Here is a 22,695-nt window from a genome sequence, read left to right on the forward strand (position 1 = left end):
GCTGAACTCAGCCCCTCCGGCTGGACTCAGTCCGTCCGGCTGAACTCAGCCCCTCCGGCGTTTGAGGAGCGGGGGTCCGGGGGCGGAGCCCCCGGGGAACGGGACGGGAAGGGGCGGCGGGGGCGAAACAAACCAGAACCGCCACCGCAACGGCTCAGGGCACCGCATAGAGCGCCTCCCCCTCCGGCCCCCGCGCCACCACCCGCAGCCCGTCGCCCTCCAGACCCCCCGTCCGGTCCACCACCCACCGCACCCCGTACTCCCGCTCCATCCCCCGCCGCACGGACGGAGGCGTCCGCTCCCCGAAGTACGCCTCCGTGACCGCCACCCGCCGCTCCTCGTCCGGGAGGAAGAAGTCGGGATACCCCGGAGCGACCGTGTAGGGCCCGTACGCCGGAATCTGACGGGCCGCCCGCCCCTCCGCCATCACCACATCCCCGTACCGCACCCACGGCGTGATCCAGTGGTACCCCGCCCACGGCACCCGGTACCGGTCCTCCACCACCGCCGGCAGCGCACCGCGCGGCACCACGTACCCCAGTGCCCCCGCCTGCGCCCACCCGCCGAGCAGCAGCGCTCCCGCCAGCAGGGCCGTCCAGCCGGCCCGCAGCCACCGGCCCCCCGCCCCGACCGCCCCGACCGCCCCGACCGCCTCCAGCGCCGCCGCGAGCTGCGCCGGGATCAGCGCGGCGGGCAGGGCGCGCCCCCAGGAGTAGTGGCCGCTCAGCCACCCCGCCGCGACGACGAGCGCCCCCAGCGCGAAGAAGACCACCAGCGGATCCCGGCGGTCCCGCCGCGCGCGCGGGACCAGCGCGGCCACCCCGAGCAGCACCAGCCCGAACCGCGCGACCGGATGCCCGTACAGCTCCCGGTGCACCGCATCCAGCCCACCCCCCGCCGCGCCGAACAGCGCGAAGAAGTCGTAGTACGGCCACACCCACAACACCACCGCCCCCACCACCACCCCGGCGCCGAGCCGCAGCCACACCACGCGCCCGGCCCGCCCCGCCGCGAGCACCGTGGCGACGGCCCCCACCGTGGCCACGACCCCCGAGAACTGATGGCAGAGCAGGATCACCCCCCACAGCGCCCCCAGCCCGAGCCACACCGCCCACCCGGCCTCCCGGCGCAGCGCTCCCGTCAGCCACGCCCAGAAGTGAAAGGCGAGCCCGAGCGCGAAGGTGCTCGGATACGACACCGTCAGCGCGAGCGAGTGCAGCCCCGGGAAGCCGCTCCACAGGAGCGGCGTCGTGCCCCACAGCAGCAGCAGGCCCAGCAGGGCGAGCGCGGGCGCGGCCCGGTGCGCGCTCAGCGTCCGCACGTACCGCCATACACCCGTCACCAGCAGCGCCAGTCCGGCGACGGCGGCCAGCCGCAGCACCACGAACACCGAAAGACCCGGTATTCGGGCGACGACGCCGAGCAGCAGCATCCACGGCGAGTAGTACGGGCTCGGCGTGTCCGCGTCGACCAGCGGATTGCCGGGGTCGAGCGGACTGTGCCGCAGCCGCTGCACGGTCGCCGCGTGCATGCCCAGGTCGCCGACCCACGGGAGCCGCACGATCACCAGGACCATCAGGACGAGAACGAGTCCGACGACAGCCAGGGCCGCGGTCCGGCCGGCACCCGCCGTCCGGACCGCGGCACGGCGCGCACCGGCCCTCCCCGGCGGAGCGGACGACGAGAATCGGACAGTCACACATAAACCATTGCCCGGAACGGCGACCCCGCACCGGATGCCCGTCAACACCCACCCAAGGCACCACAACGACACGAGGGCGCCCCGGACCCGACACGGCCCGGGGCGCCCTCGTGCACCTGCGCCTACGAGTGCGACCGCAGCAGCGTCCGCATCGTCCGCATCGCCACCGACAGGTTGGCGAGATCGAACGCGTCGGAGCCGTGGATCTCCTCCAGCGTGGTACGGGCCCGGCCCAGCAGCGCCGCGTTCTTCTGCTCCCACTGCGTGAAGCGCTGCTGCGGCGTCGAGGAGCCGTTGCCCTCCGCCAGCACGTCCGCGGCCACCGCCGCGTGCGCCGCGTACAGGTCCTCGCGGATCGCCGCGCGGGCCATGGACTGCCAGCGGTCGGCGCGCGGCAGCTCGATGATGCGGTCCATCAGCTGGGTGATGCGCAGCCGGTCACCGAGGTCGTAGTACACCTCGGCGACGTCCAGCGGCTCCTTGCCCATCCGGTCGGCCACCGACACGATGTCCAGCGTCGGGAAGGCCGAGGAGAACCCGGCGACCCGGGTGGCCAGCTCGTCCGGGACCCCGGCGCCGCTCAGCTCGTCGTAGATCCGCTGGTACCAGTCCAGGTCCACGCCGCGCAGCAGCTTCGGCAGCTGCGCCCAGACCTGCTCGACCCGCTCGGCGAAGAACGACACCGTCTCCTCGAGCTCCAGCGGCTGCGGCCGGTTGTTGAGCAGCCAGCGCGTACCGCGCTCCACCAGCCGGCGCGAGTGCAGCCGGATGCGGGTCTGGACGTCCGCGTCGACCGTGTTGTCGAGCGCCTCGACCCCGTCCCACACCACCGAGGAGCGGAAGATCGCGCGGGCCGCGGTCTGCGCCCGGACGATCTCCTCCAGCGAAGCGCCGGTCTCCTCGCGCAGACGGTGCAGATACGTCGTACCGCCCGTGTTGACCGTGTCGTTGACCAGCACCGTCGTGGTGATCTCACGGCGCAGCGGGTGGGTGTCGATCCGGTCGAGGAACTGCTCGCGCAGCTCCGTCGGGAAGTAGGCGTGCAGCAGCACCTTCAGATACGGGTCGTCGGGCAGCGAGGTGGCCAGCAGCTCCTCGGCGACCGTGATCTTCGTGTACGCCAGCAGCACGGCCGTCTCCGGTCCGGTCAGGCCCTGCCCGGAGGAGAGCCGCTCGCGGATCTGACGGTCGGTGGGCAGGAACTCCAGGGCCCGGTCCAGCAGGCCCTCGCGCACCAGGTGCTTCAGGAACCGCTGCTGGGCGTGGACCATGTCCTTCGACTGCGCCAGCGCGTTGGCGATGGCGGTGTTCTGCGCGTAGTTGTTGCGCAGCACCAGCCGGCCGACCTCGTCGGTCATCCCGGCGAGCAGCTTGTTGCGCTGCTTCACGGTCATGTCGCCGTCCTTGACGAGACCGTTGAGCAGGATCTTGATGTTCACCTCGTGGTCGGAGGTGTCCACACCGGCGCTGTTGTCGATCGCGTCGGTGTTGATCCGGCCGCCGTGCAGCGCGAACTCGATCCGGCCGAGCTGGGTGCAGCCCAGGTTGCCGCCCTCGCCGACGACCTCGACCCGCAGGTCCTTGCCGTCGACGCGGATGGCGTCGTTGCCCTTGTCGCCGACGTCGGCGTTGGACTCGGTGGAGGCCTTGACGTACGTGCCGATGCCGCCGTTCCACAGCAGGTCCACCGGTGCCTTGAGGATCGCCTTCATCAGGTCGGCCGGGGTCATCTTGGTGACGCCCGGCTCGATGCCGAGGGCCTCGCGGATCTGCGAGTTGACCGGGATGGACTTGGCGCTGCGCGGGAAGATCCCGCCGCCGGCCGACAGCAGCCCCGTGTCGTAGTCCTCCCAGGAGCTGCGCGGCAGCTCGAACAGGCGGCGGCGCTCGGCGTAGGAGACGGCCGCGTCGGGGTTCGGGTCGATGATGATGTGCCGGTGGTCGAAGGCGGCGACCAGGCGGATGTGCTCGCTGAGCAGCATGCCGTTGCCGAACACGTCACCGGACATGTCGCCGATGCCGACGACCGTGAAGTCCTGGGTCTGGGTGTCCACGCCCAGCTCCCGGAAGTGCCGCTTCACGGACTCCCAGGCGCCGCGCGCGGTGATGCCCATGCCCTTGTGGTCGTAGCCCGCGCTGCCGCCGGAGGCGAAGGCGTCACCGAGCCAGAAGTTGTACGACTCGGCGACCTCGTTGGCGATGTCCGAGAACTTCGCGGTGCCCTTGTCGGCGGCGACGACGAGATAGGTGTCGTCCTCGTCGTGCCGGACGACGTCCGCCGGGTGCACGACCTCGCCGGCCACCATGTTGTCGGTGATGTCGAGCAGCGCCGAGATGAACGTCCGGTAGCTGGCGATGCCCTCGGCCATCCAGGCGTCGCGGTCCACGGCCGGGTCGGGGAGCTGTTTGGCGACGAAGCCGCCCTTGGCGCCGACCGGCACGATGACGGTGTTCTTCACCATCTGCGCCTTGACCAGGCCGAGGATCTCCGTACGGAAGTCCTCCCGACGGTCCGACCAGCGCAGACCGCCGCGCGCGACCTTGCCGAAGCGCAGGTGCACGCCCTCGACGCGCGGCGAGTACACCCAGATCTCGAACGCCGGGCGCGGCGCCGGGAGGTCCGGGATGGCCTGCGGGTCGAACTTCATGGAGACGTAGTCGTGCGGCACGCCGCCGCTCGTCTCCTGGAAGAAGTTGGTGCGCAGCGTCGCCTTGATGACCGTGAGGAAGGAGCGCAGGATGCGGTCCTCGTCGAGCGAGGCGACCTGGTCGAGGGCGGCGTCGACCTCTTCGAGCAGCGCGTCCACCAGCTCGTACCCGGCGCGCTGCCGGTCCGGCGACATCCGCGCCTCGAAGAGGGAGACGAGCAGCCGGGTGGTGTGGACGTTGTGGCGGAGGGTGTCCTCCATGTAGTCCTGGCTGAAGGTGGAGCCCGCCTGGCGCAGGTACTTGGCGTACGCCCGCAGCACCACGGCCTGCCGCCAGGTCAGTCCGGCGCTGAGCACGAGGGCGTTGAAGCCGTCGTTCTCCGCCTTGCCGGTCCAGGTCGCCGCGAAGGCGTCCTGGAACCGCTCACGGGCGTCGTCACCGAGGTGGTCGGCGCCGGCCCTCCTGGGCATCCGCAGACCGAAGTCGTAGATCCAGGCCACGCTGCGGTCCGCGCACCGCAGCTCGTACGGCCGCTCGTCGACGACCTCGACGCCGAGCCGCTGGAGCACCGGCAGCACCGCGGACAGGGAGACGGCCTCCCCCTTGCGGTAGATCTTGAAGCGGCGCTCCTCGGCGCCCGCGCCCACCGGCTCGTACAGGCTGAGCGCGAAGTCGCGCTCCTCGCCGAGCTCCTCCAGGCGCACCAGGTCGGCGACGGCGCCGCGCGGGGAGTGGTCGGCCTTGTAGCCCTCGGCGAAGGCGCCGGAGTAGCGGCGCAGCAGCTCGGCGGCGCGCTCCTCGCCGAACTCGGCGTTCATCGCCTCGGCGAAGCCGTCGGCCCAGGAGCGGGCGGCCTCGACGAGCCGGGCCTCGATGCGCTCCTTGTCGGCGTCGGACAGCTCGGGCAGTTCGGTGCCCTGCGGGACGCGGACCACGAAGTGCAGCCGGGAGAGGACCGACTCGGTGTTCCAGGCGGTGAAGTCGACGCTGATGCCGCCGAGCTCCTCCTTGAGGATGTCGATGATCCGCAGCCGGACGCCGGTGGTGTAGCGGTCGCGCGGCAGGTAGACGAGGGCGGAGTAGTAGCGCCCGTACTCGTCCTGGCGCAGGTAGAGCCGCAGCCGGCGGCGCTCCTGGAGGTAGAGCACCGACGTCACGATGGACCGGAGCTCGTCGGCCGGGGTCTGGAACAGCTCGTCGCGCGGGTAGGTCTCCAGGATCTGGAGCAGGTCGCGCCCGTCGTGGCTGTGCGGCGAGAAGCCGGCGCGCTCCAGGACCTCCTCGACCTTGCGGCGGATCACCGGCACCCGGCGCACGGACTCGGTGTAGGCCGCGGAGGAGAACAGTCCGAGGAAGCGGCGCTCACCGACGACGTTGCCGTCCGCGTCGAACTTCTTGACGCCGATGTAGTCCAGGTACGACGGCCGGTGCACGGTGGCCCGGCTGTTGGCCTTGGTCAGCACCAGCAGCTTGTGCTCGCGGGCCTTGGCGCGGGCGTCGGCGGGCAGCCGCTCGAAGGACGGGCTGACCGGGTGGCTCTCGTCGTCGGCGTGGTGCGGGTCGGAGCGCAGGATGCCGAGGCCGGTGCCGGGGACGGCGGCCAGCGAGTCGTCCTCGCGCAGCCGGTACTCGCGGTAGCCGAGGAAGGTGAAGTGGTCGTCGGCGAGCCAGCGCAGCAGCTCGCGGGCCTCCTCGACCTGCGGCGCGGGCAGGTCGGCGGGGACGGGCTCGCCGGGCAGCGCCTCGGCCAGCGCGGTCGCGGTCTGGCGCATCTTGCCCCAGTCCTCGACGGCCTCGCGGACGTCGGAGAGCACGCGCAGCAGATCGGCGGTGATCTGCTTGAGGTCGCCGCGGTCGGTCTCGCGGTCGATCTCCACGTGGATCCAGGACTCGACGTGCGCGTCGTGCGGAAGGTCGCGCGCGTCGTGCGGGAGGTCGCCGCCGGGCGAGGTGGTGAGCACCTCGATCAGCTTGCCGGTGACGTCCCGGCGGACCACGAACCGCGGGTGGATGACGACGTGGATGCCGCGGCCCTGGCGGGTCAGCTCGTTGGTGACGGAGTCGACCAGGAAGGGCATGTCGTCGGTGACCACCTCGACGACGGAGTGGCTGCAGGTCCAGCCGTTCTCCTCGACGGTCGGGGTGTGGACGCGGACGTTGGCCGTGCCCTGGGGGCGGCTCTCGGCGAGCCGGTAGTGCGAGTAGGCGGCTCCGAAGAGGTCGACCGGGTCGCGGTCGCTCAGGTCCTCCGGGGCGGTGTGCAGGTAGTAGCGCTGGAGGAACTCGAGCACGGTGTCCCGGTCGGGCATGCCCTTGTCCGTCGTCCCAGTCGGCAGTTTCCCCCCGGCCGGGCTGTTCTCAGCTACCCGGGCCGCCCTCTCGAGCAGCTCGGCCTTGGCTTCGTCCAGCTTGGTCTGCATGGTCCTCTGGCTCCTGTCGCGCGCCGTTGCGTGACGTAGAAGGAAGTACGGTCTCCGACCTCGTGGTGCGGTGGTACGACACGGGGTGTCCGGTCTGTGCCGACGCTATGCCGTGAGGTGAGAGGAGCGGGGGCTTCTCGGTCGAATTCGACGCGTCCGACGGGTGTGACGTCGCTCTCTGCGACGCCTTTCCCCGGGAGGTGCGCCGCGTCCCGGGTGCCCTCTTGGCCCCGTGCCGCCCGCGAAGACCAGCGACCGTCGCCCGGTCACGGATGTCGTCCGTGTTCTCCGGGCGCACAGCAGGGACGCCGAGGTCCCCGCGAGCTATCGCGCTGATCACGCCACCAAGGCTATCTCTCCTTACAGGCCCCCCGTCATGAGCCGTATGTGTACAAAACCAGGCCGTGAACTTTGACGTTCTGCACAGTGCGCCGACAGAGCTGCGGCCGGTCGCACCGCCGCAACTGCGGGCAGTCGTGCCGCTGGGGCGGCACGGGTGGGCGCAGCGGCACCTCACAAGCGCCGGGCTGCGCACAACCCCCGCCCAGCCCTACCCCGGCACCCGCTACAGGGGCCCGAGGCCACGTCGACGTCAGGCCGCAGCCGCCAGCCGCTCCGCCTCCGCGACGGCTTCCCGCAGGGTGTCCACCACCGGGACGCCCACCGTCTCCAGGCTGGCGCGGCCGTGGGAGCCGCCGGTGTACAGGACGGCGCGGGCTCCCACGTGCTGTGCGGCCAGCGCGTCGTCGGCCGCGTCGCCGATCACCACCGTGCGCGCCGGGTCGATCCCGGTCAGCGCGCGGAGGTGGCGCACCATGTGCTCCGCCTTGCCGCCCCCGGAGGGTCCGGTCCGCCCGTCGACCCGTATGAAGTGCGCCTCGATCCCGAAGCCCTTCACCAGCGGGACCAGGTCCTCGTGCCCGTACAGGCTGAGGATGGACTGGCTGCGGCCGGCCGACGCCCACCCCGTCAGCAGCTCCACCACGCCCTCGGCGAGCCCGCACCGCACATGGTGCTCCGTGTAGTGGCGGTGGAAGGTGGAGTCCATCAGCTCCCACTCGGCCGCGCTGGGCAGCCGCCCCATCAGCCGCTCGTAGAACCTGGGCACCGGCACGCAGTACAGCTCCCGGTACCGCTCCAGCGTGAGCGGCTCCAGGCCCAGCTCGGCGAAGGCCGCGTTCGTCGCCCCGATGACCGCGTCGACGTCGTGGAACAGCGTGCCGTTCCAGTCCCAGACGATGTGCGCGTCCGTGTGCATCCCCATGCCCGAAAACGTACCCGTCCCCACTGACAATGAGGAGACCCGCAGGTCAGCCCACCAGGTTGGGGATCTCCTGGGTGGCGTACCAGAGCAGTTCGTGGTCCTCCGCGCCGTCCACCGTGTACTGCGCGTCGTCGTCCCCGCCGTCCGCCGCGGGCAGCGCCCCGGCGGCGGCCGTCACGTCCGCCTCCGCGTCCGCCGCGTCCACGTGCACCGCCGCCGCCTTGGCCAGCCGTACGGCGCCGGCGACCCGCACCTCACCGAGGGCGGCCGGGTCGAGGCCCCGGTCGGGGTCGGTCGAGGCGGCGTCGTCGGACACGTCCACGGCGACCACGACCCGGCGCCGCGGCGCACCGGCGTCCGCCGCCAGCAGCCGCAGGGAGGCCAGCGCGGCGCGGCTGAGCGCGGCGTACTCCAGCTCCTCGATGTCGTCGGAGAGGTACCACTCGCGCAGCGCGGGCGTCACGGCGTACGCGAGGAACGGCCCGTCGCCCAGCGCACCCGTCCGGTACGCCTCGGCGAGCCCGGGGAGGGTCAGGGGGACGTAGACACGCATGGTCGGCCGCTTTCGTGTGATCGGAGCTCCGAAGGAGCCTTCAGGATACGTGCGGGCGTCCCCCATCGAGTCCCCGCCCACACCCTCGGCCGCGTCCACTCACGTCCGGGAATTCACCCGGCACGCCCGCGTGATCATGGGACCGATGCCCCCTGAACCACCCTGATAGGTGAATTCCCCGGCCCTTCCGGCCCGCTCTCCGCCTCCTTGCCACCGCACCGCACACCCCCGTACAAGATCCTCAACCAGGAAGTTACCGCCCGGTACGACCCCCCGGCCGTACCGGGCCCCTCGAACGGGGTCCCCCATGCACAAGGTCATGACCAGAACCCAACACCGCCCCGCCCACCGTCCCCCCACCCGCCGAGGCTCCCGCCGCCCCACAGCCGCCGCACCACCCCGCACTCCCGCGGACCGGCCCACACCGACCGCTTCCCCCTACGAAGCCTCGTCCCCCACGGACACCACCACACCCCGCACGGACTCGCGCAGGACCGCATCCACCACTCCCACCGCCCAGGACCACTCGCCCACCATCGGCACCACCACACCCCACACACCCCCAGGAAGCACCGCACGCACCTCACTCCCCGACGGAAGCCGACCCTCCCGCGCGGTCACCACTGCACCCCGCACGGACTCGCGCAGGACCGCATCCACCACTCCCACCGGCCAAGGCCGTCCGGGCACCACCACTCCCCCACGGAGCACCGCACGTACCTCGTCCCCCGACGGGGGCCTGCCGTCCCCCACGGGTACCGCCCCGCCCCGTATCCCCACCGGCAGAGCCGTCTCCGCCTCCTCCCCCGGTGGGCGTCGGCCGGCTGCCGCGGCTCTTCCGACCCGGCCCGCCGACAACCGTCCACCGGGCCGTGCGGGCCGGCGGGCCGTTTCGCCGGTGCCGTCCGCACGGGGCGCCCGGGAGGCGGCCGGCGCCCGCCCGCGCGTCACCGACCGGCCTCCCCTCCGTCCCGTCGTCCCCCAGCCGGGGCCCACCGACCGCTTCGCCGAGCTGCTGCTCGCCGTTCTCAGCGGGCAGCGCCCCGTGCACGCGATGCTGCGCCACACCGCCGGGCAGGCCTACGACGAGCTGATCCGGCTCGCCGAGCGCGGGCCACTGCGTACCCGGGGTGTCCGCCCCGTCGTACGCGACATCGGCTGGTTCGAGCCGCGCGAGGGCGCCATCGAGGCGTTCGCCCGGATCGGGGCCGGGGACAGGCTGCGCGCCATGGCCTTCCGGCTGGAACAGGGCCGGGATCTGCGCTGGCGCTGCACCGCCGTGGAGCTGGGCGGCCCGCGGGCGCACCGCGCGGACACCCGCTGAGCGCACCCGCGAAAAGCCCGAGGGCCGGACACCCCAGGAGGTGTCCGGCCCTCGGCCTCTCACAGTCCGCTCACTTCTTGCGGCGACGCCCGCCCCGCGCCTGCTTGCGGCGCTCCGCGCGCGTGAGGCCGTCCGCCTCGGAGCGCACCGGCTCGTCGTCGGCGGCGAAGTCTCCCTCGACGGTGCCGCCCTCGCCGTCCACCGTCGGCGCGGAGAAGTGCAGGTTCCGCCGCTGCGGGGCGTCGAGCCCCTTGGCCCGGATCTCCGGACGGGGCCCCGCCTGCGCGGGCACCGCGTCCTGCTTCTCCAGGTCGGCCACCGGCTTGACGTCCTCGACCGGGACCTCCTCGACCTGCTGCTCGACCTGGACCTCCAGGTTGAACAGATAGCCGACGGACTCCTCCTTGATGCCGTCCATCATCGCGGAGAACATGTCGAAGCCCTCGCGCTGGTACTCGACCAGCGGGTCCTTCTGCGCCATCGCGCGCAGGCCGATGCCCTCCTGGAGGTAGTCCATCTCGTAGAGGTGCTCACGCCACTTGCGGTCCAGGACCGACAGCACGACCCGGCGCTCCAGCTCACGCATGATCTCGGAACCGAGCTGCGTCTCACGGGACTCGTACTGCGCGCGGATGTCGTCCTTGATGGACTCGGAGATGAACTCGGCCGTCAGACCGGCACGGTCACCGGCCTCCTCCTCCATCTCCTCGACGGTGACACTCACCGGGTACAGCTGCTTGAACGCGCCCCACAGCCGGTCCAGGTCCCAGTCCTCGGGGAAGCCCTCGGCGGTCTCCGCCTGGACGTAGGCGTCGATCGTGTCGTCCATGAAGTGCTGGATCTGCTCCTGCAGGTCCTCGCCCTCCAGGACACGGCGCCGCTCGCCGTAGATGACCTCGCGCTGCCGGTTCATGACCTCGTCGTACTTCAGGACGTTCTTGCGCGTCTCGAAGTTCTGCGTCTCCACCTGCGACTGCGCGGACGCGATCGCGCGCGTGACCATCTTGTTCTCGATCGGCACGTCGTCCGGCACGTTCGCCATGGACATCACGCGCTCGACCATCTGCGCCTTGAACAGCCGCATCAGGTCGTCACCGAGCGAGAGGTAGAAGCGGGACTCGCCCGGGTCGCCCTGACGGCCGGAACGACCGCGCAGCTGGTTGTCGATGCGCCGCGACTCGTGCCGCTCGGTGCCGAGGACGTACAGGCCGCCGTTCTTCTCGACCTCTTCCTTCTCGGCCTTGACCGCCGCCTCGGCCCGCTCGATGGCCTCGGGCAGGGCGTGCGCCCACTCCTCGATGTGCTCCTCGGGGTCGAGACCGCGCTGACGCAGCTCCGCCTCGGCGAGGTCCTCGGGGTTGCCGCCGAGCTTGATGTCCGTACCACGGCCGGCCATGTTGGTGGCCACGGTGACACTGCCCTTGCGGCCGGCCTGGGCGACGATCGACGCCTCCCGCTCGTGGTGCTTGGCGTTCAGCACCTCGTGCTGGATGCCGCGCTTGCTGAGCTGCTGCGAGAGGTACTCGGACTTCTCCACCGAGGTCGTGCCGACGAGGATCGGCTGACCCTTGCGGTGCTTCTCCTCGATGTCGTCGACGACCGCCTCGAACTTGGCGACCTCGGTGCGGTAGATCAGGTCCGACTGGTCCTTGCGGACCATCGGCCGGTTGGTCGGGATGGGCACCACACCGAGCTTGTAGATCTGGTGGAACTCGGCGGCCTCGGTCATCGCCGTACCGGTCATGCCGGACAGGCCCGGCTGCTCCTTGCCGTCGTGGTCGTGGCGCTTGTAGAGACGGAAGAAGTTCTGCAGCGTGATCGTGGCGAGGGTCTGGTTCTCGTCCTTGATCGGCACCGCTTCCTTCGCCTCGATGGCCTGGTGCATGCCCTCGTTGTAGCGGCGGCCGGCGAGGATACGGCCGGTGTGCTCGTCGACGATCATGACTTCGTCATCGATGATGACGTAGTCCTTGTCCTTCTTGAAGAGCTCCTTGGCCTTGATGGCGTTGTTCAGGTAGCCCACGAGCGGGGTGTTCACCGACTCGTACAGGTTGTCGATGCCCAGCCAGTCCTCGACCTTGGCGACACCGGACTCGTGGATGGCGACCGTGCGCTTCTTCTCGTCGACCTCGTAGTCGCCGGTCTCCTCGATGCCCTTGAGCGGCTGGCCGGGCTCGCCGCGCTTGAGGCGCTTGACCAGCTTGGCGAAGTCGCCGTACCACTTGGTGGCCTGGTCGGCCGGACCGGAGATGATCAGCGGCGTACGGGCCTCGTCGATGAGGATGGAGTCGACCTCGTCGACGATGGCGAAGTTGTGCCCGCGCTGGACGAGCTCCTCCTTGGACCACGCCATGTTGTCGCGCAGGTAGTCGAAGCCGAACTCGTTGTTCGTGCCGTAGGTGATGTCGCAGGCGTACTGCTCGCGGCGCTGGGCCGGCGTCATGTTGGCGAGGATGCAGCCGACGCTCAGGCCGAGGAAGCGGTGGACGCGGCCCATCATCTCGGAGTCGCGCTCGGCCAGGTAGTCGTTGACCGTGATGATGTGGACGCCCTCACCGGACAGGGCGTTCAGATACGCGGGCAGGGTGCCGACGAGGGTCTTGCCCTCACCGGTCTTCATCTCGGCCACGTAGCCCATGTGCAGGGCGGCGCCGCCCATCATCTGGACGTCGTAGTGCCGCTGGCCCAGGACGCGCTTGGCGGCTTCGCGGACGGTGGCGAACGCCTCGGGGAGCAGGTCGTCCAGGCTCTCACCGTCGGCGTACCGCTGCTTGTACTCATCGGTGAGGGCCCGCAGCTCGGCGTCGGAGAGGCCTTCGAAGTCCTCTTCGATGGAGTTGACCTGGTCCGCGATGCGGTGCAGCTTGCGCAGGATCTTGCCTTCGCCTGCACGCATGATCTTCGAGAGGACGGACACGGGGGTTGGTCTCCTTGCCGGTCGGGCCTGGGACGGTCGGTTTCCATTTCACTGACTGAGCAACGGCCATCGTATGCGAGGACCCCGCCACGCCGGGAGGCCTGCCACGAGGGTGACCGTCGGCTGCTTCCTATCCGTTTCACGGCTGCCTCAAAAGGAGAACGTCCGGGCCCCTCGGATGGTGCCGCCTCACACCGGCGAATTGCGCGAAGGGTGATCATCACCTCACGCACCGCGAAAGGGATGGCGCCGTTCACCCCCGCGCGAGCAGAATCGGCCGATGGACCCCGTCACGCTCACCACCGACCGCCTCCTGCTGCGCACGGTCGGCCCGCAGGACACCGACACCGTGTACGCGATCTGCCAGGATCCGGACATCCAGCGCTGGACCACGATCCCCTCCCCGTACCTTCCGGAGCACGCGCGGGGTTTCACGGAGCAGATCGCTCCCGACGGGTGGGCAGGCGGTTCGATGTTCACCTTCGGCGTCTTCCTGCCCACCGGGGAGCTCACGGGCATGCTCGGCATCACCATGCGCTCCCTGGGGACGGGCGAGATCGGCTTCTGGTGCGCGAAGGAGCACCGCGGCAACGGCTACATCACCGAGGCCGCCCTCGCCGTCTCCCGCTGGGCCTTCACCCGGATGTCGGTCGACCGCGTGGAGTGGCGCGCGGAGGTGGGCAACACCGCCTCCCGCGCGGTGGCGGAGCGCGCGGGCTTCACCATCGAGGGCGTCCTGCGTTCCTCGCTCAACAACAAGGGAGTGCTGCGGGACGGCTGGGTGGGCTCCCTGCTCCCGTCCGACCTGGGACTTCCCTCCACGGCGCCCTACGTTCCCGGGCAGGGATGAGCCCCGGGCCCGCCGCCGTTGTCAGTGCCGCCCTCTATCGTGCGGACGTATGACGACCCTTCCGCGCCCGACCACGGAACTGACGGCAGACGAGGCCCGCCGCATCGCCCTGCGGGCCCAGGGATTCCTCGGCGCCCCTGACCACCGCTCGGGCGTCCGGGGCGTCCTCCGTCATCTGGGCGCGGTGCAGCTCGACACCATCTCCGTCCTCGCCCGCTCCCACGAGCTCATCCCGTACGCCCGTCTGGGCTCCGTGGGACGCCGGACCGTGGAGGAGGCGTACTGGAAGGAGGCGGACCGGCCGCCGCACGCGTTCGAGTACTGGTCGCACGCCGCGTGCATCCTCCCCGTCGAGGAGTGGCCGCACTTCGCCTTCCGCCGCCGCGCCTACCGCGCCCGCCCGCACTGGAACCACGAGCTCCCCGACGGCACCTACGACCAGGTGATCAAGCAGCTCCGCGCGGAGGGCCCCCTGACGGCCACGGAGCTGGGCGGCGCCAAGCGCACCAGCGAGTGGTGGGACTGGTCCGGCACCAAGGTCGCCGTCGAGCGCGCCCTGATGTACGGCGAGGTGGTGTGCGTCGAGCGCCGCGGCTGGAAGCGGGTCTACGACCTCGCCGAGCGGGCGATCCCCACGGAACTGCTGCACGACGAGCTGGACGACGCCGAGTGCCTGCGCCGTCTGGTCCGCCTGGCCGGCCGGTCCCTCGGCGTGGGTACGCGCGCGGACATCGCCGACTACCACCGCCTCAGGGGCGATCAGGTCGACGCGGTGATCGACGGCTCGGGCCTGGTCCCGGTCACGGTGGCGGGCTGGTCCAAGCCGGCCTGGGCCGATCCGGCGGCCCTGGCGACACCGCCGCGCGGCCGGCACCGTACGACGCTGCTGTCCCCGTTCGACTCCCTGGTCTGGGAGCGGGCGCGCACGGAGCGGATCTTCGGCTTCACCCACCGTCTGGAGGCCTACGTGCCCAAGTCCAAGCGGGTGCACGGCTACTTCGCGATGCCCGTCCTCGCGGGCGGCCGGCTCGTCGGCCGGGTCGACCCGGCCCGTGAGGGCCGCACGCTGGTGGCCAAGCAGGTCACGCTGGACGGCCGCAAGGCGGTCCCCGCCGTGGCCCGGGCCCTGGTGGAGGCGGCGGGCTGGGTGGACTGCACTGACGTGAGCGTGGAGCGGGTCGACGCACCGGAGCTGCGCGAGGCCCTCACCCTGGAGCTCGCCCGGGCCCTGGCCTGACGCGGGGCGCCGTCACCGGATCTCGAGGATCTTCTCCCGCATCGCGTAGACCACCGCCTCCATCCTGGAATGCAGCTGGAGCTTCTCCAGGATGTTGCGCACGTGGTTCTTCACGGTGTTCTCGGAGATGAACAGTTCCTTGGCGATATCGCGGTTGTTCATTCCCGTGGCCACCAGCTTGAGGACTTCGAGTTCACGGTCCGTCAGCCGGGGCGCGGGCACCAGCCGGCGCTCGTCGGTGCGCTGGATCATCGACTTGAACTCGGTGAGCAGTTTCGACGCCATGGACGGGCTGATCTGCGACTGTCCGTCGGCCACCGCGCGAATGGCGGTGGCCACCTCGTCCGTGGAGATCTCCTTGAGGAGATAACCGGTCGCGCCCGCCTTGATGGCGTCGTAGAGATCGGCTTCCTCGTCGCTGATCGTCAGCATGATGATCTTCGCGCTGGGGGCGACCTCCTTGATGGAGGTGCACGCCTCGATCCCGCCCCGCTTGGGCATTCGCACGTCCATCAGGACGATGTCGGGCAGCAGGTCGGCCGCCTTCTCCACCGCCTCCGCGCCGTCCCCCGCCTCGCCGACGACCTGGATGTCCTCCTCGGCCGCGAGCACGATCTCCAGTCCGCGGCGGAACAGCGCGTGGTCGTCCACCACAAGGACTCTGATCGGCTCCTTGCGTGGTGTGTCCGCGTCCGGGCCCATGCCGACGACGCCGTCGTCGGCGTCCCCGTCACGCATCGGTCCGAAGCTGTCCGCCATCGTTCCTCCCCCTGAAGGCTGTGGCCTGTGGTCCTGACCATCGCCAACCCAAGGCAGCGGCCCACCGGTTGGGCCGTTGCAGCCATGATTCCATGCCCAGCTGTCACCGGGGTGCCGGTGTGCGCGCCGAGTGGGCGCACACCGGTGCCCCTGGGGGCGCACACGCGCACCAGGGGCACCGGCTCGGCCGTCACGCGGCGGGTCAGCCGCCGAGCGTCCCACCCGCCTCGGGGGACTGCGTCTGGGTGACCATCGTGTCCGTGCTGAGGTGGATCACGCCGTAGTCGTAGGCGTGCCGCCGGTAGACGACGCTGGGTTCCTTGGTCTCGGAGTCGATGAACAGATAGAAGTCGTGCCCGACCAGCTCCATTTCGTAGAGCGCCTGGTCGAGTGTCATGGGCGCCGCCACGTGGGTCTTCTCACGGACGATCAGCGGTCCGTCGCCCTGGACCTCCAGGGAGCCGATCTTCTTGGTGGGGACGGCTTCCCGCTCTTCCGTGACGGAGCCCGCGCCGGCCCCGTTGAGTGTCGCCACGCCCGGGACGTGGTCGGGGACCTCGGCGGCCGAGATCCTGCGCGCACCGCGCCGCGAGAATCGCTTGTCGTGCTGCTTGCGCAGCCGGGCGTCCAACTTCTCCGCTGCCAGGTCGAGCGCCGCGTACGGATCGCTCGCCGCTGCCTCCGCCCGGATCACCGGACCGCGGGAGCGGAGCGTGATCTCCACCCGGTCGCTGCGGTCGGCCTGTCGGGGGTTGGGCTCCTTGGACACCTCGACGTCGAGGCTGATCACCTTGCCATCGAGCTTCTGGATCTTCTCCAGGTTCAGCTTCTCGGCCACGTGCTTCCGGAACCGCTCGGGCACCTCGGTCTTGCGGCCCTTGACGACGATGTCCACGCAGAACTCCGTTCCCGGATCACTCCGCCTCGGTGCGGAGCGTCTCCCTTTTGCACCAGATTCCGGTGACGTCCGGAACCTCGGACTCGGTGACGTCCACCTCCTCCCCCATGGGCGAGATCTCCACTTCACCGGCACGGGTGATGACGAAAAACCCGCAACACGGCAATCGGATTCGAGAGGTGTGGCCTGCGCCTTTCCCTCACAACCGAACATATCTCGCCCGGACGGATGTCGTCACCCTCTACCGCGCCATACCTCCATTCTCATGAATTAACCATCTCATTACCTGTAACGACGCACGTTCTCAGTCAGTTCCGGTTTATTTCGAAAGCGTCCGGAGACGCCGCGACGACGGCCGCGCACATCCCGTCGGCGCTGCCCGCGCCCGCCGTGACCGGCGGCCGACCCGACCGCCGACCCGTCCACTGTTGAACTGGCCCGCTCTGCTGTTCCCCTCTCCCTTCCCGTGTCTCACCCCAGTACACGGGCGCGGGCCCCGAAATACTCGATTCGGCGCCCCGATCCGGTGACACGGCCCACGACCGCGCCCGTACGGCGCGCGCCGCCTCGGCCAACGACGCCCCGGTCGTCATCAGGTCGTCGACCAGGACGACCCGGCCCGCCGAAAGCAGCCGGCCGCACCCCTGCACCACCGTCAGCGCGCCCGCGAGATTGGCCAGCCGCTGCCGGGAGCCCAGCCCCGACTGGTCGGCCACGTCCCGCCGTTGCCGCAGTGCGGGAAGTACTCGTGCGGGTACCCCTGCCCGCCGCAGCTCACCCGCCGCCGCGTAGGCGATCCGTCGGGCGGGGTCATGACCGCGCGCCCGCACCGCCCGCCGTGCGGAGGGCACGGGGACGAGCAGCACCGGGCCGCCGCCCGCGCACGGCGCACGGACCGCTGCCAGTCCCGCCCGCACCGCTCCCGCCAGCGCCTCGCCGAGCGGTCCGGAGAGGGCCAGGGCGCCCCGCTCCTTGTGGGCCAGCAGCGTGGCGCGCACCTCGTCCGCGTACCGGGCCGCCGCGTGCACCGACGGCAGCCCGGCCGGCTCGGGCACCGGCCGCACCCGGCACGGCACGGCCCCGCTCAGCGCCGTACGGCACCGGGCGCAGAGCACCGTACGGGCTCTGCCGCAGCCGCCGCACTCGGCCGGGAGCACCAGGTCGGTGAGGTCCTGCCACCAGTCCCGCATGGGACCACTGTGCCAACACCCACCGCACCCGGCCACCCCTGTGGATAACCCGGGGGACGGGTCCGGCCGACCCGGCTCATCCCGGGTAGACCGGCGCGGTCCCCTCCGTCACCTTCTGCCACTGCGCGCCCGAGGGCAGCCGTACGATCCCGTCCACCGAGTACGCCATCAGCGGCGCCTGTTCGTCCTCGGAGGCGGTGACGGCCTTGACGCCGGTCAGGGCGGCGGGCGGCGGCACGTCCGGCGTGGAGCCGTCGACCTCGACGTACTTCATCTGCTCCACGCCTCCCTGCTCGCGTCCGACCACCACGAGCCGGCTGTCCCCGGCCCAGGACATGGCCGTGACCTGCTCCAGCACCGGCGTCGCGGAGTGCGGGTCCAGCACGGTGACCACCGGCTGCTCACCCGTTCCGCCGTTCCGCTCGATCCGCCCGATCACCAGGGAACTCCGGCCGTCCTTCTCCACGACGAGCGCGATCCGCACCCCGTCGGCGGCCACCCGGACCGCCCGCACACGGCCGTCCAGCTCCGGCGTCCGCACCTCGACCGGCTCACCCGCGCCCTCCTCCAGGAAGTACAGCCGCGGGTCGGCGGGGTCGCTGTCGGCCACCCACAGGCCACCCTGCGCGTCCCAGCTGGGCGTGGTCAGCCTGTCCTCCTCGGTCTTGCCCGTGCTGCGCAGCACGGGCTCCCCGAGGGAGCTCCCCGACACCAGCGAGGCGACGAACAGCGACCTGCCGTCGATGGCGACCCCGGCCGCGGTCCGCTCGTCCCGGGCGACCGCCACCGACCGCAGCGCCTTCTCGCCCTCGCCCAGCGCACCGGGCACCGGCGCGGGCGCGGTGTCGCTGCTGCCCGCGGTGATCCGCACGAGCCGGTGCTCGTCGTCGACGAAGTACAGGTGGTCGGGCGTGTCCAGCGCGCCCCGGGTGGCGACGAGCTCGACCCCGTTCTGGGCGAGCGAGCACAGCTGCCCGCCGCCGGCCCGCAGCTCGACCTCGTCCACCGCGGGGCTGAGCGTGCGCAGCGTGAACAGCAGCTGGGCCGCCATCTCCTCGCACCGGCCGGTGTCGACCTCGGCCGCCTTGTCGTTGAGCGGCACGGTCAGTCTGCCCCGGTCGTCCGGGGTCAGCGGACCGGCGCCCTTCCGCAACGCCGTCCCCGCGGGGAAGGCGCTCCTGACGGCGGGGTCCAGCCAGGCCGTGGGCCCCTCGACGAGGGAGCGCACCATCTGGGTCGTGGGGTCCACGTGACTGCGCACATAGACGGGGTCGGCGACCGTCATCGGCGCCGCTCCCGCGCTGTCCGAGGCGAAGTAGTACTTGTTGACGGACATGTAGTTGCGCTGGAAGTCCGACTTGCCCATGACGACGCCCTGCGGCACCGCGTCGATGCGCCACTGCTCGCTCTTGGCGTCCTTCGTGAGATGCACCAGCTCGTCGTAGGGCCCGGAGGCGGGCGCGTACGACTGCTGCGCGTCCACCGTGGCGACCTTGGTCCCGGTCAGCGTGTAGGACAGGGAACCGGTGTCCTGCCGGTCCGTGCTGTCGGCCTGGGCGCCCGGCCCGTCCGACAGCACGGTGGTGGACAGCTCCGGCTTCCAGGTCTTCGCCGCCTCACGGGTCAGATACTGGCGCGCGGTCTTGTAGTCGGGGTCGTCACTGGTCAGCGCCTCCAGGAAGCCCTGCACGATCTGCGTGGGGGTGGCGTCCTCACTGGGCGGCATGGCGAACACCCGCACCTGTGTGTCCTGCCGCGGCGTCGACTCGACGCCCCGCAGATCCCCGCTGTCGGGCATGGAGGCACACCCGGCCAGCAGAACGACCCCACTGGCGACGTACGCCACCGTCCGCACCGGCACCCCCCGGCCGCGCTCACCGCCGCCCACGCGAAGCCTCCCCGTCCCTGTCCGCATCCCGCGCCGCACTCCGACCGCCCTCGCCGCCGGCCGCCCCGGCCCCGCGCTCCGACTCCCGGCCGGCCCCCGGATCCCGGTCACGGCCACCGTCCGCGCCCGGCCCGGGACCGTCGCCGCTCTCCGCGGCCGACACCCCCGAGCCCCCGCCACGGCCGGCGTCCGGCTCCCGCACGGAGCCACCGTGCCCGGCCCGCGCCCCCTGGCCCGAGCCGTCACCACTCGCGGCGGAAGCCTCCGCACCTCCGTCGTGCCCGTCGTCCGGTCGTCCCCCGGAGCCGCCGCCGGTCTCCGGGAACCCGTCATCGCCGTCCGCGGTCGTGTTCCGCGCCCCCGGTGTCATCCGTGTGCTGCCCGTTCGTGCCGGTGGGGCGGGCCGGGCCACCACGCGTGCGCCGCTGCCGGGCAGCGCGGTGGGGTCGGCCGTCGGGGTGGCGGTCGACGGCCTCAGCGCGAACGGATCCCGCGTCGGCCCGTCGGTGCCCGCCTGCCGCGCCGGCACCGTCGCGCGCTTCTCGCCGTCCCCGCCGCCGCGCGGCAGACCGGTGTCGTCCGGCCCGCGGTTGCGCCGCGAGTCCTTGGGCTCCAGCGGGATCGGCGACCCCCTCAGCGGCTCGTCCGCGGTTCTGGGCAGCGTCAGCCGGAACTGCGAGCCGCCGCCCGGCTCGCCCCACGCCTGGAGCCAGCCGCCGTGCAGCCGCGCGTCCTCCAGGGCGATGGACAGCCCCAGCCCCGTACCGCCGGTGGTACGCGCGCGTGCCGGGTCGGCCCGCCAGAAGCGGCTGAAGACCCGGGTCGCCTCACCGGGCTTGAGCCCGACGCCGTAGTCGCGCACGGCCACCGCCACCGCCCCGCCGGCCGCGGCGAGCTTGACGACGACGTCCCTGCCCTCGCCGTGCTCCACCGCGTTGACGACCAGGTTGCGCAGGACCCGCTCCACGCGCCGCGCGTCGGCCTCGGCGACGACGGGCTGCTGGTCGCCGACGGTCCTGATCCGCGTGCCCTTGCGCTCGGCGAGCGGCTCAGCCCCGCTGACCACCCGCCGTACGACCTCGCGCAGGTCTATCGGCTCCGCCTCCAGCGCCGCCGCGCCCGCGTCGAACCGGCTGATCTCCAGCAGGTCCGCGAGCAGTGACTCGAACCGGTCGATCTGGTCGGCGAGCAGTTCCGCCGACCGCGCGGTGATCGGGTCGAAGTCCTCGCGCGCCTCGTGGATGACGTCCGCGGCCATCCGCACCGTCGTCAGCGGCGTCCGCAGCTCGTGCGACACGTCCGACACGAACCGGCGCTGCATCCGCGACAGGTCCTCGAGCTGGTTGATCTTCAGCTGGAGGTTCTGCGCCATCTTGTTGAACGCCTCGCCGAGCCGCGCGATGTCGTCCTCGCCGGTGACCTTCATACGTTCCTGCAGCCGCCCGGCGGACAGCCGCTCGGCGATCCCGGCCGCCATCCGCACCGGCGTGACGACCTGGCGCACCACGAGCCAGGCGATCGCCCCGAGGAGTACGACGACGAACAGCCCGGCGGTCGCCAGGGTGCCCTTGACCAGGCTCAGCGACTTCTCCTCCTGGGTGAGCGGGAAGAGGTAGTACAGCTGGTACGGGTCGCCGTTGGGGTCGTTGACCTGCTTGCCGATGACCAGGCCGGGCTGGGAGGGCTTGTTGGTGTCGTAGACGATGCGCGTGTAGCTCTGGGCCGCCGACGCGCTGGTGTCGATCCTCTCCCGCAGCGCCGCCGGCACACTCGCCGTCGGGTTGACCTCACCGGAGGCACGCGGTCCGCGTCCGCTGCCGCTCTCGTCGCCCGCGGGCAGGGTCACCACGTCGAAGGCGCCCTGGCCACCGCTGGAGAGCGACTCCACGAGGTCGCTCATCCACTGGATGACGCTCTGCGAGGAACGGCCGTCCACCGCCGCGCCGTCGTCGCCCGTGACGCTCACGTCCTCCTCGGCCTGCTGTTTGGCCACCGCGAACCCGCCGGTGGCCTGGCTCTGCGACGCCTTCACCTTGGCGTCCAGCAGACCGTTGCGCACCTGGCCGATGACGACGAAGCCCAGCAGCAGGACCACGCCCAGCGACATCAGCAGCGTGGTGGCGACGACCTTGAGCTGGATGTTGCGCCGCCACAGCCGCATGACGGGCAGCAGCGGCCGGCGCACCCACCGCACGAACAGCCGGATCACCGGGCTGCCCTGGACCCCGCCCTGCAGCAGCCCGCCGTCGAGCAGGCGCCCCCAGCGGGAGCCCGGAGTCTTCCGGCCGACAGGCCGCCCCGGACGGCCCCCGGACCGGCCGGGCGCCGAAGCGGCACTGTCACCGGACATGTCAGCTCGGTCCTGCCTTGTATCCGACACCACGGACGGTCACCACGATCTCCGGCTTCTCCGGGTCCTTCTCGACCTTGGAGCGCAGCCGCTGCACATGCACGTTCACCAACCGGGTGTCCGCCGCGTGGCGGTAGCCCCAGACCTGCTCCAGCAGGACCTCGCGCGTGAACACCTGCCACGGCTTGCGGGCGAGCGCGACCAGCAGGTCGAACTCCAGCGGCGTCAGCGCGATCGACTGCCCGTCCCGCTTCACGGAGTGCCCGGCCACGTCGATCACCAGGTCACCGATGGCGAGCTGTTCCGGCGCCGGCTCCTCCGACCTGCGCAGCCGCGCCCGGATACGGGCCACCAGCTCCTTCGGCTTGAACGGCTTCACGATGTAGTCGTCGGCCCCGGACTCCAGGCCCACCACGACATCGACGGTGTCGCTCTTCGCCGTGAGCATCACGATCGGCACCCCGGACTCCGCCCTGATCAGGCGGCACACCTCGATGCCGTCCCGGCCGGGCAGCATCAGGTCCAGGAGCACCAGATCGGGCTTGGCCTCGCGGAAAGCGGCCAGCGCCTTGTCGCCGTCGGCTACGAAAGACGGCTCAAAACCTTCACCGCGCAACACGATGCCGAGCATCTCGGCCAGTGCGCTGTCGTCGTCGACGACAAGGACTCGTCCCTTCATAAACGACATCATCCC

The 22,695-nt window shown here is 71.4% G+C and carries 15 protein-coding genes; 3 read left to right on the top strand and 12 right to left on the bottom strand.

The genetic code is table 11. The features are described from left to right. Positions 1-154: 154 nt before the first annotated feature. From ACFV5H_RS28400 to ACFV5H_RS28420, 5 genes are all read right to left on the bottom strand, one after another. Positions 155-1,699: a hypothetical protein gene (locus ACFV5H_RS28400; protein ID WP_385197849.1), complete on the bottom strand. Its 1,545-nt coding sequence runs from the start codon at positions 1,697-1,699 to the stop codon at positions 155-157. 125 nt (positions 1,700-1,824) lie between these two features. Next, positions 1,825-6,771 carry an NAD-glutamate dehydrogenase gene (locus tag ACFV5H_RS28405; RefSeq protein ID WP_385197851.1) on the bottom strand — a complete coding sequence of 1,649 codons (4,947 nt, stop codon included), beginning with the start codon at positions 6,769-6,771 and terminating at the stop codon, positions 1,825-1,827. A gap of 592 nt (positions 6,772-7,363) precedes the next feature. After that, a complete protein-coding gene (locus ACFV5H_RS28410; RefSeq protein WP_385057437.1) occupies positions 7,364-8,035 on the bottom strand; it encodes an HAD family hydrolase in 672 nt (223 codons plus the stop codon). Between the two features lie 46 nt (positions 8,036-8,081). Then, a complete protein-coding gene (locus ACFV5H_RS28415; protein ID WP_385057436.1) occupies positions 8,082-8,588 on the bottom strand; it encodes a DUF6912 family protein in 507 nt (168 codons plus the stop codon). A 438-nt stretch (positions 8,589-9,026) separates the two neighbouring features. Beyond that, a complete protein-coding gene (locus ACFV5H_RS28420; RefSeq protein ID WP_385197853.1) occupies positions 9,027-9,161 on the bottom strand; it encodes a hypothetical protein in 135 nt (44 codons plus the stop codon). 325 nt (positions 9,162-9,486) lie between these two features. Here ACFV5H_RS28420 and ACFV5H_RS28425 point away from each other — a divergent pair, with 325 nt between their 5' ends. Beyond that, the gene (locus tag ACFV5H_RS28425) at positions 9,487-9,912 is read left to right on the top strand and encodes an Rv3235 family protein (RefSeq protein WP_385057435.1); all 426 of its coding nucleotides are present in this window, start codon (positions 9,487-9,489) and stop codon (positions 9,910-9,912) included. Between the two features lie 70 nt (positions 9,913-9,982). Here the strand turns inward: ACFV5H_RS28425 and secA are convergent, their stop codons facing one another. Further along, on the bottom strand, positions 9,983-12,829 hold the full coding sequence (gene secA / locus ACFV5H_RS28430) for a preprotein translocase subunit SecA (RefSeq protein ID WP_385057433.1): 2,847 nt from the start codon (positions 12,827-12,829) through the stop codon (positions 9,983-9,985). A gap of 280 nt (positions 12,830-13,109) precedes the next feature. Here secA and ACFV5H_RS28435 point away from each other — a divergent pair, with 280 nt between their 5' ends. Then, positions 13,110-13,679, top strand: coding sequence for a GNAT family N-acetyltransferase (locus ACFV5H_RS28435; protein ID WP_385057431.1), 570 nt, complete (start codon positions 13,110-13,112; stop codon positions 13,677-13,679). Positions 13,680-13,728: 49 nt separating this feature from the next. Beyond that, on the top strand, positions 13,729-14,916 hold the full coding sequence (locus tag ACFV5H_RS28440) for a winged helix-turn-helix domain-containing protein (RefSeq protein ID WP_385197855.1): 1,188 nt from the start codon (positions 13,729-13,731) through the stop codon (positions 14,914-14,916). 12 nt (positions 14,917-14,928) lie between these two features. Here ACFV5H_RS28440 and ACFV5H_RS28445 read toward each other — a convergent pair whose 3' ends face one another. From ACFV5H_RS28445 to mtrA, 6 genes are all read right to left on the bottom strand, one after another. Further along, positions 14,929-15,675, bottom strand: coding sequence for a response regulator transcription factor (locus tag ACFV5H_RS28445; protein ID WP_085573989.1), 747 nt, complete (start codon positions 15,673-15,675; stop codon positions 14,929-14,931). Positions 15,676-15,877: 202 nt separating this feature from the next. Next, positions 15,878-16,570, bottom strand: a complete 693-nt coding sequence (hpf, locus tag ACFV5H_RS28450; RefSeq protein WP_385057427.1) for a ribosome hibernation-promoting factor, HPF/YfiA family — start codon at positions 16,568-16,570, stop codon at positions 15,878-15,880. A gap of 311 nt (positions 16,571-16,881) precedes the next feature. Beyond that, entirely contained in the window at positions 16,882-17,763 is an 882-nt protein-coding gene (locus ACFV5H_RS28455; RefSeq protein ID WP_385057425.1) for a ComF family protein, read from the bottom strand. 76 nt (positions 17,764-17,839) lie between these two features. Beyond that, positions 17,840-19,678, bottom strand: a complete 1,839-nt coding sequence (locus tag ACFV5H_RS28460; protein WP_385057423.1) for an LpqB family beta-propeller domain-containing protein — start codon at positions 19,676-19,678, stop codon at positions 17,840-17,842. Beyond that, positions 19,638-22,001 carry an MtrAB system histidine kinase MtrB gene (gene mtrB / locus ACFV5H_RS28465; RefSeq protein WP_385057421.1) on the bottom strand — a complete coding sequence of 788 codons (2,364 nt, stop codon included), beginning with the start codon at positions 21,999-22,001 and terminating at the stop codon, positions 19,638-19,640. The genes ACFV5H_RS28460 and mtrB overlap by 41 nt, the downstream gene beginning before the upstream one ends. 1 nt (position 22,002) lies before the next feature. Beyond that, the gene (gene mtrA / locus ACFV5H_RS28470) at positions 22,003-22,692 is read right to left on the bottom strand and encodes a two-component system response regulator MtrA (RefSeq protein WP_004930665.1); all 690 of its coding nucleotides are present in this window, start codon (positions 22,690-22,692) and stop codon (positions 22,003-22,005) included. Positions 22,693-22,695 lie beyond the last annotated feature (3 nt).

Origin of the sequence: Streptomyces sp. NPDC059787 (assembly GCF_042732315.1) — a bacterium.
GTDB classification, from domain to species: Bacteria; Actinomycetota; Actinomycetes; order Streptomycetales; family Streptomycetaceae; genus Streptomyces; species Streptomyces atrovirens.

Bases quoted from the DNA above. Each gene is read 5' to 3' on its own strand.
- ACFV5H_RS28410 (WP_385057437.1), bottom strand. From the start codon at position 8,035: ATGGGGATGCACACGGACGCGCACATCGTCTGGGACTGGAACGGCACG.
- mtrA (WP_004930665.1), bottom strand. From the start codon at position 22,692: ATGATGTCGTTTATGAAGGGACGAGTCCTTGTCGTCGACGACGACAGC.
- ACFV5H_RS28460 (WP_385057423.1), bottom strand. From the start codon at position 19,678: ATGCGGACAGGGACGGGGAGGCTTCGCGTGGGCGGCGGTGAGCGCGGC.
- mtrB (WP_385057421.1), bottom strand. From the start codon at position 22,001: ATGTCCGGTGACAGTGCCGCTTCGGCGCCCGGCCGGTCCGGGGGCCGT.
- ACFV5H_RS28455 (WP_385057425.1), bottom strand. From the start codon at position 17,763: ATGCGGGACTGGTGGCAGGACCTCACCGACCTGGTGCTCCCGGCCGAG.
- ACFV5H_RS28415 (WP_385057436.1), bottom strand. From the start codon at position 8,588: ATGCGTGTCTACGTCCCCCTGACCCTCCCCGGGCTCGCCGAGGCGTAC.
- ACFV5H_RS28440 (WP_385197855.1), top strand. From the start codon at position 13,729: ATGACGACCCTTCCGCGCCCGACCACGGAACTGACGGCAGACGAGGCC.
- ACFV5H_RS28445 (WP_085573989.1), bottom strand. From the start codon at position 15,675: ATGGCGGACAGCTTCGGACCGATGCGTGACGGGGACGCCGACGACGGC.
- ACFV5H_RS28405 (WP_385197851.1), bottom strand. From the start codon at position 6,771: ATGCAGACCAAGCTGGACGAAGCCAAGGCCGAGCTGCTCGAGAGGGCG.
- ACFV5H_RS28435 (WP_385057431.1), top strand. From the start codon at position 13,110: ATGGACCCCGTCACGCTCACCACCGACCGCCTCCTGCTGCGCACGGTC.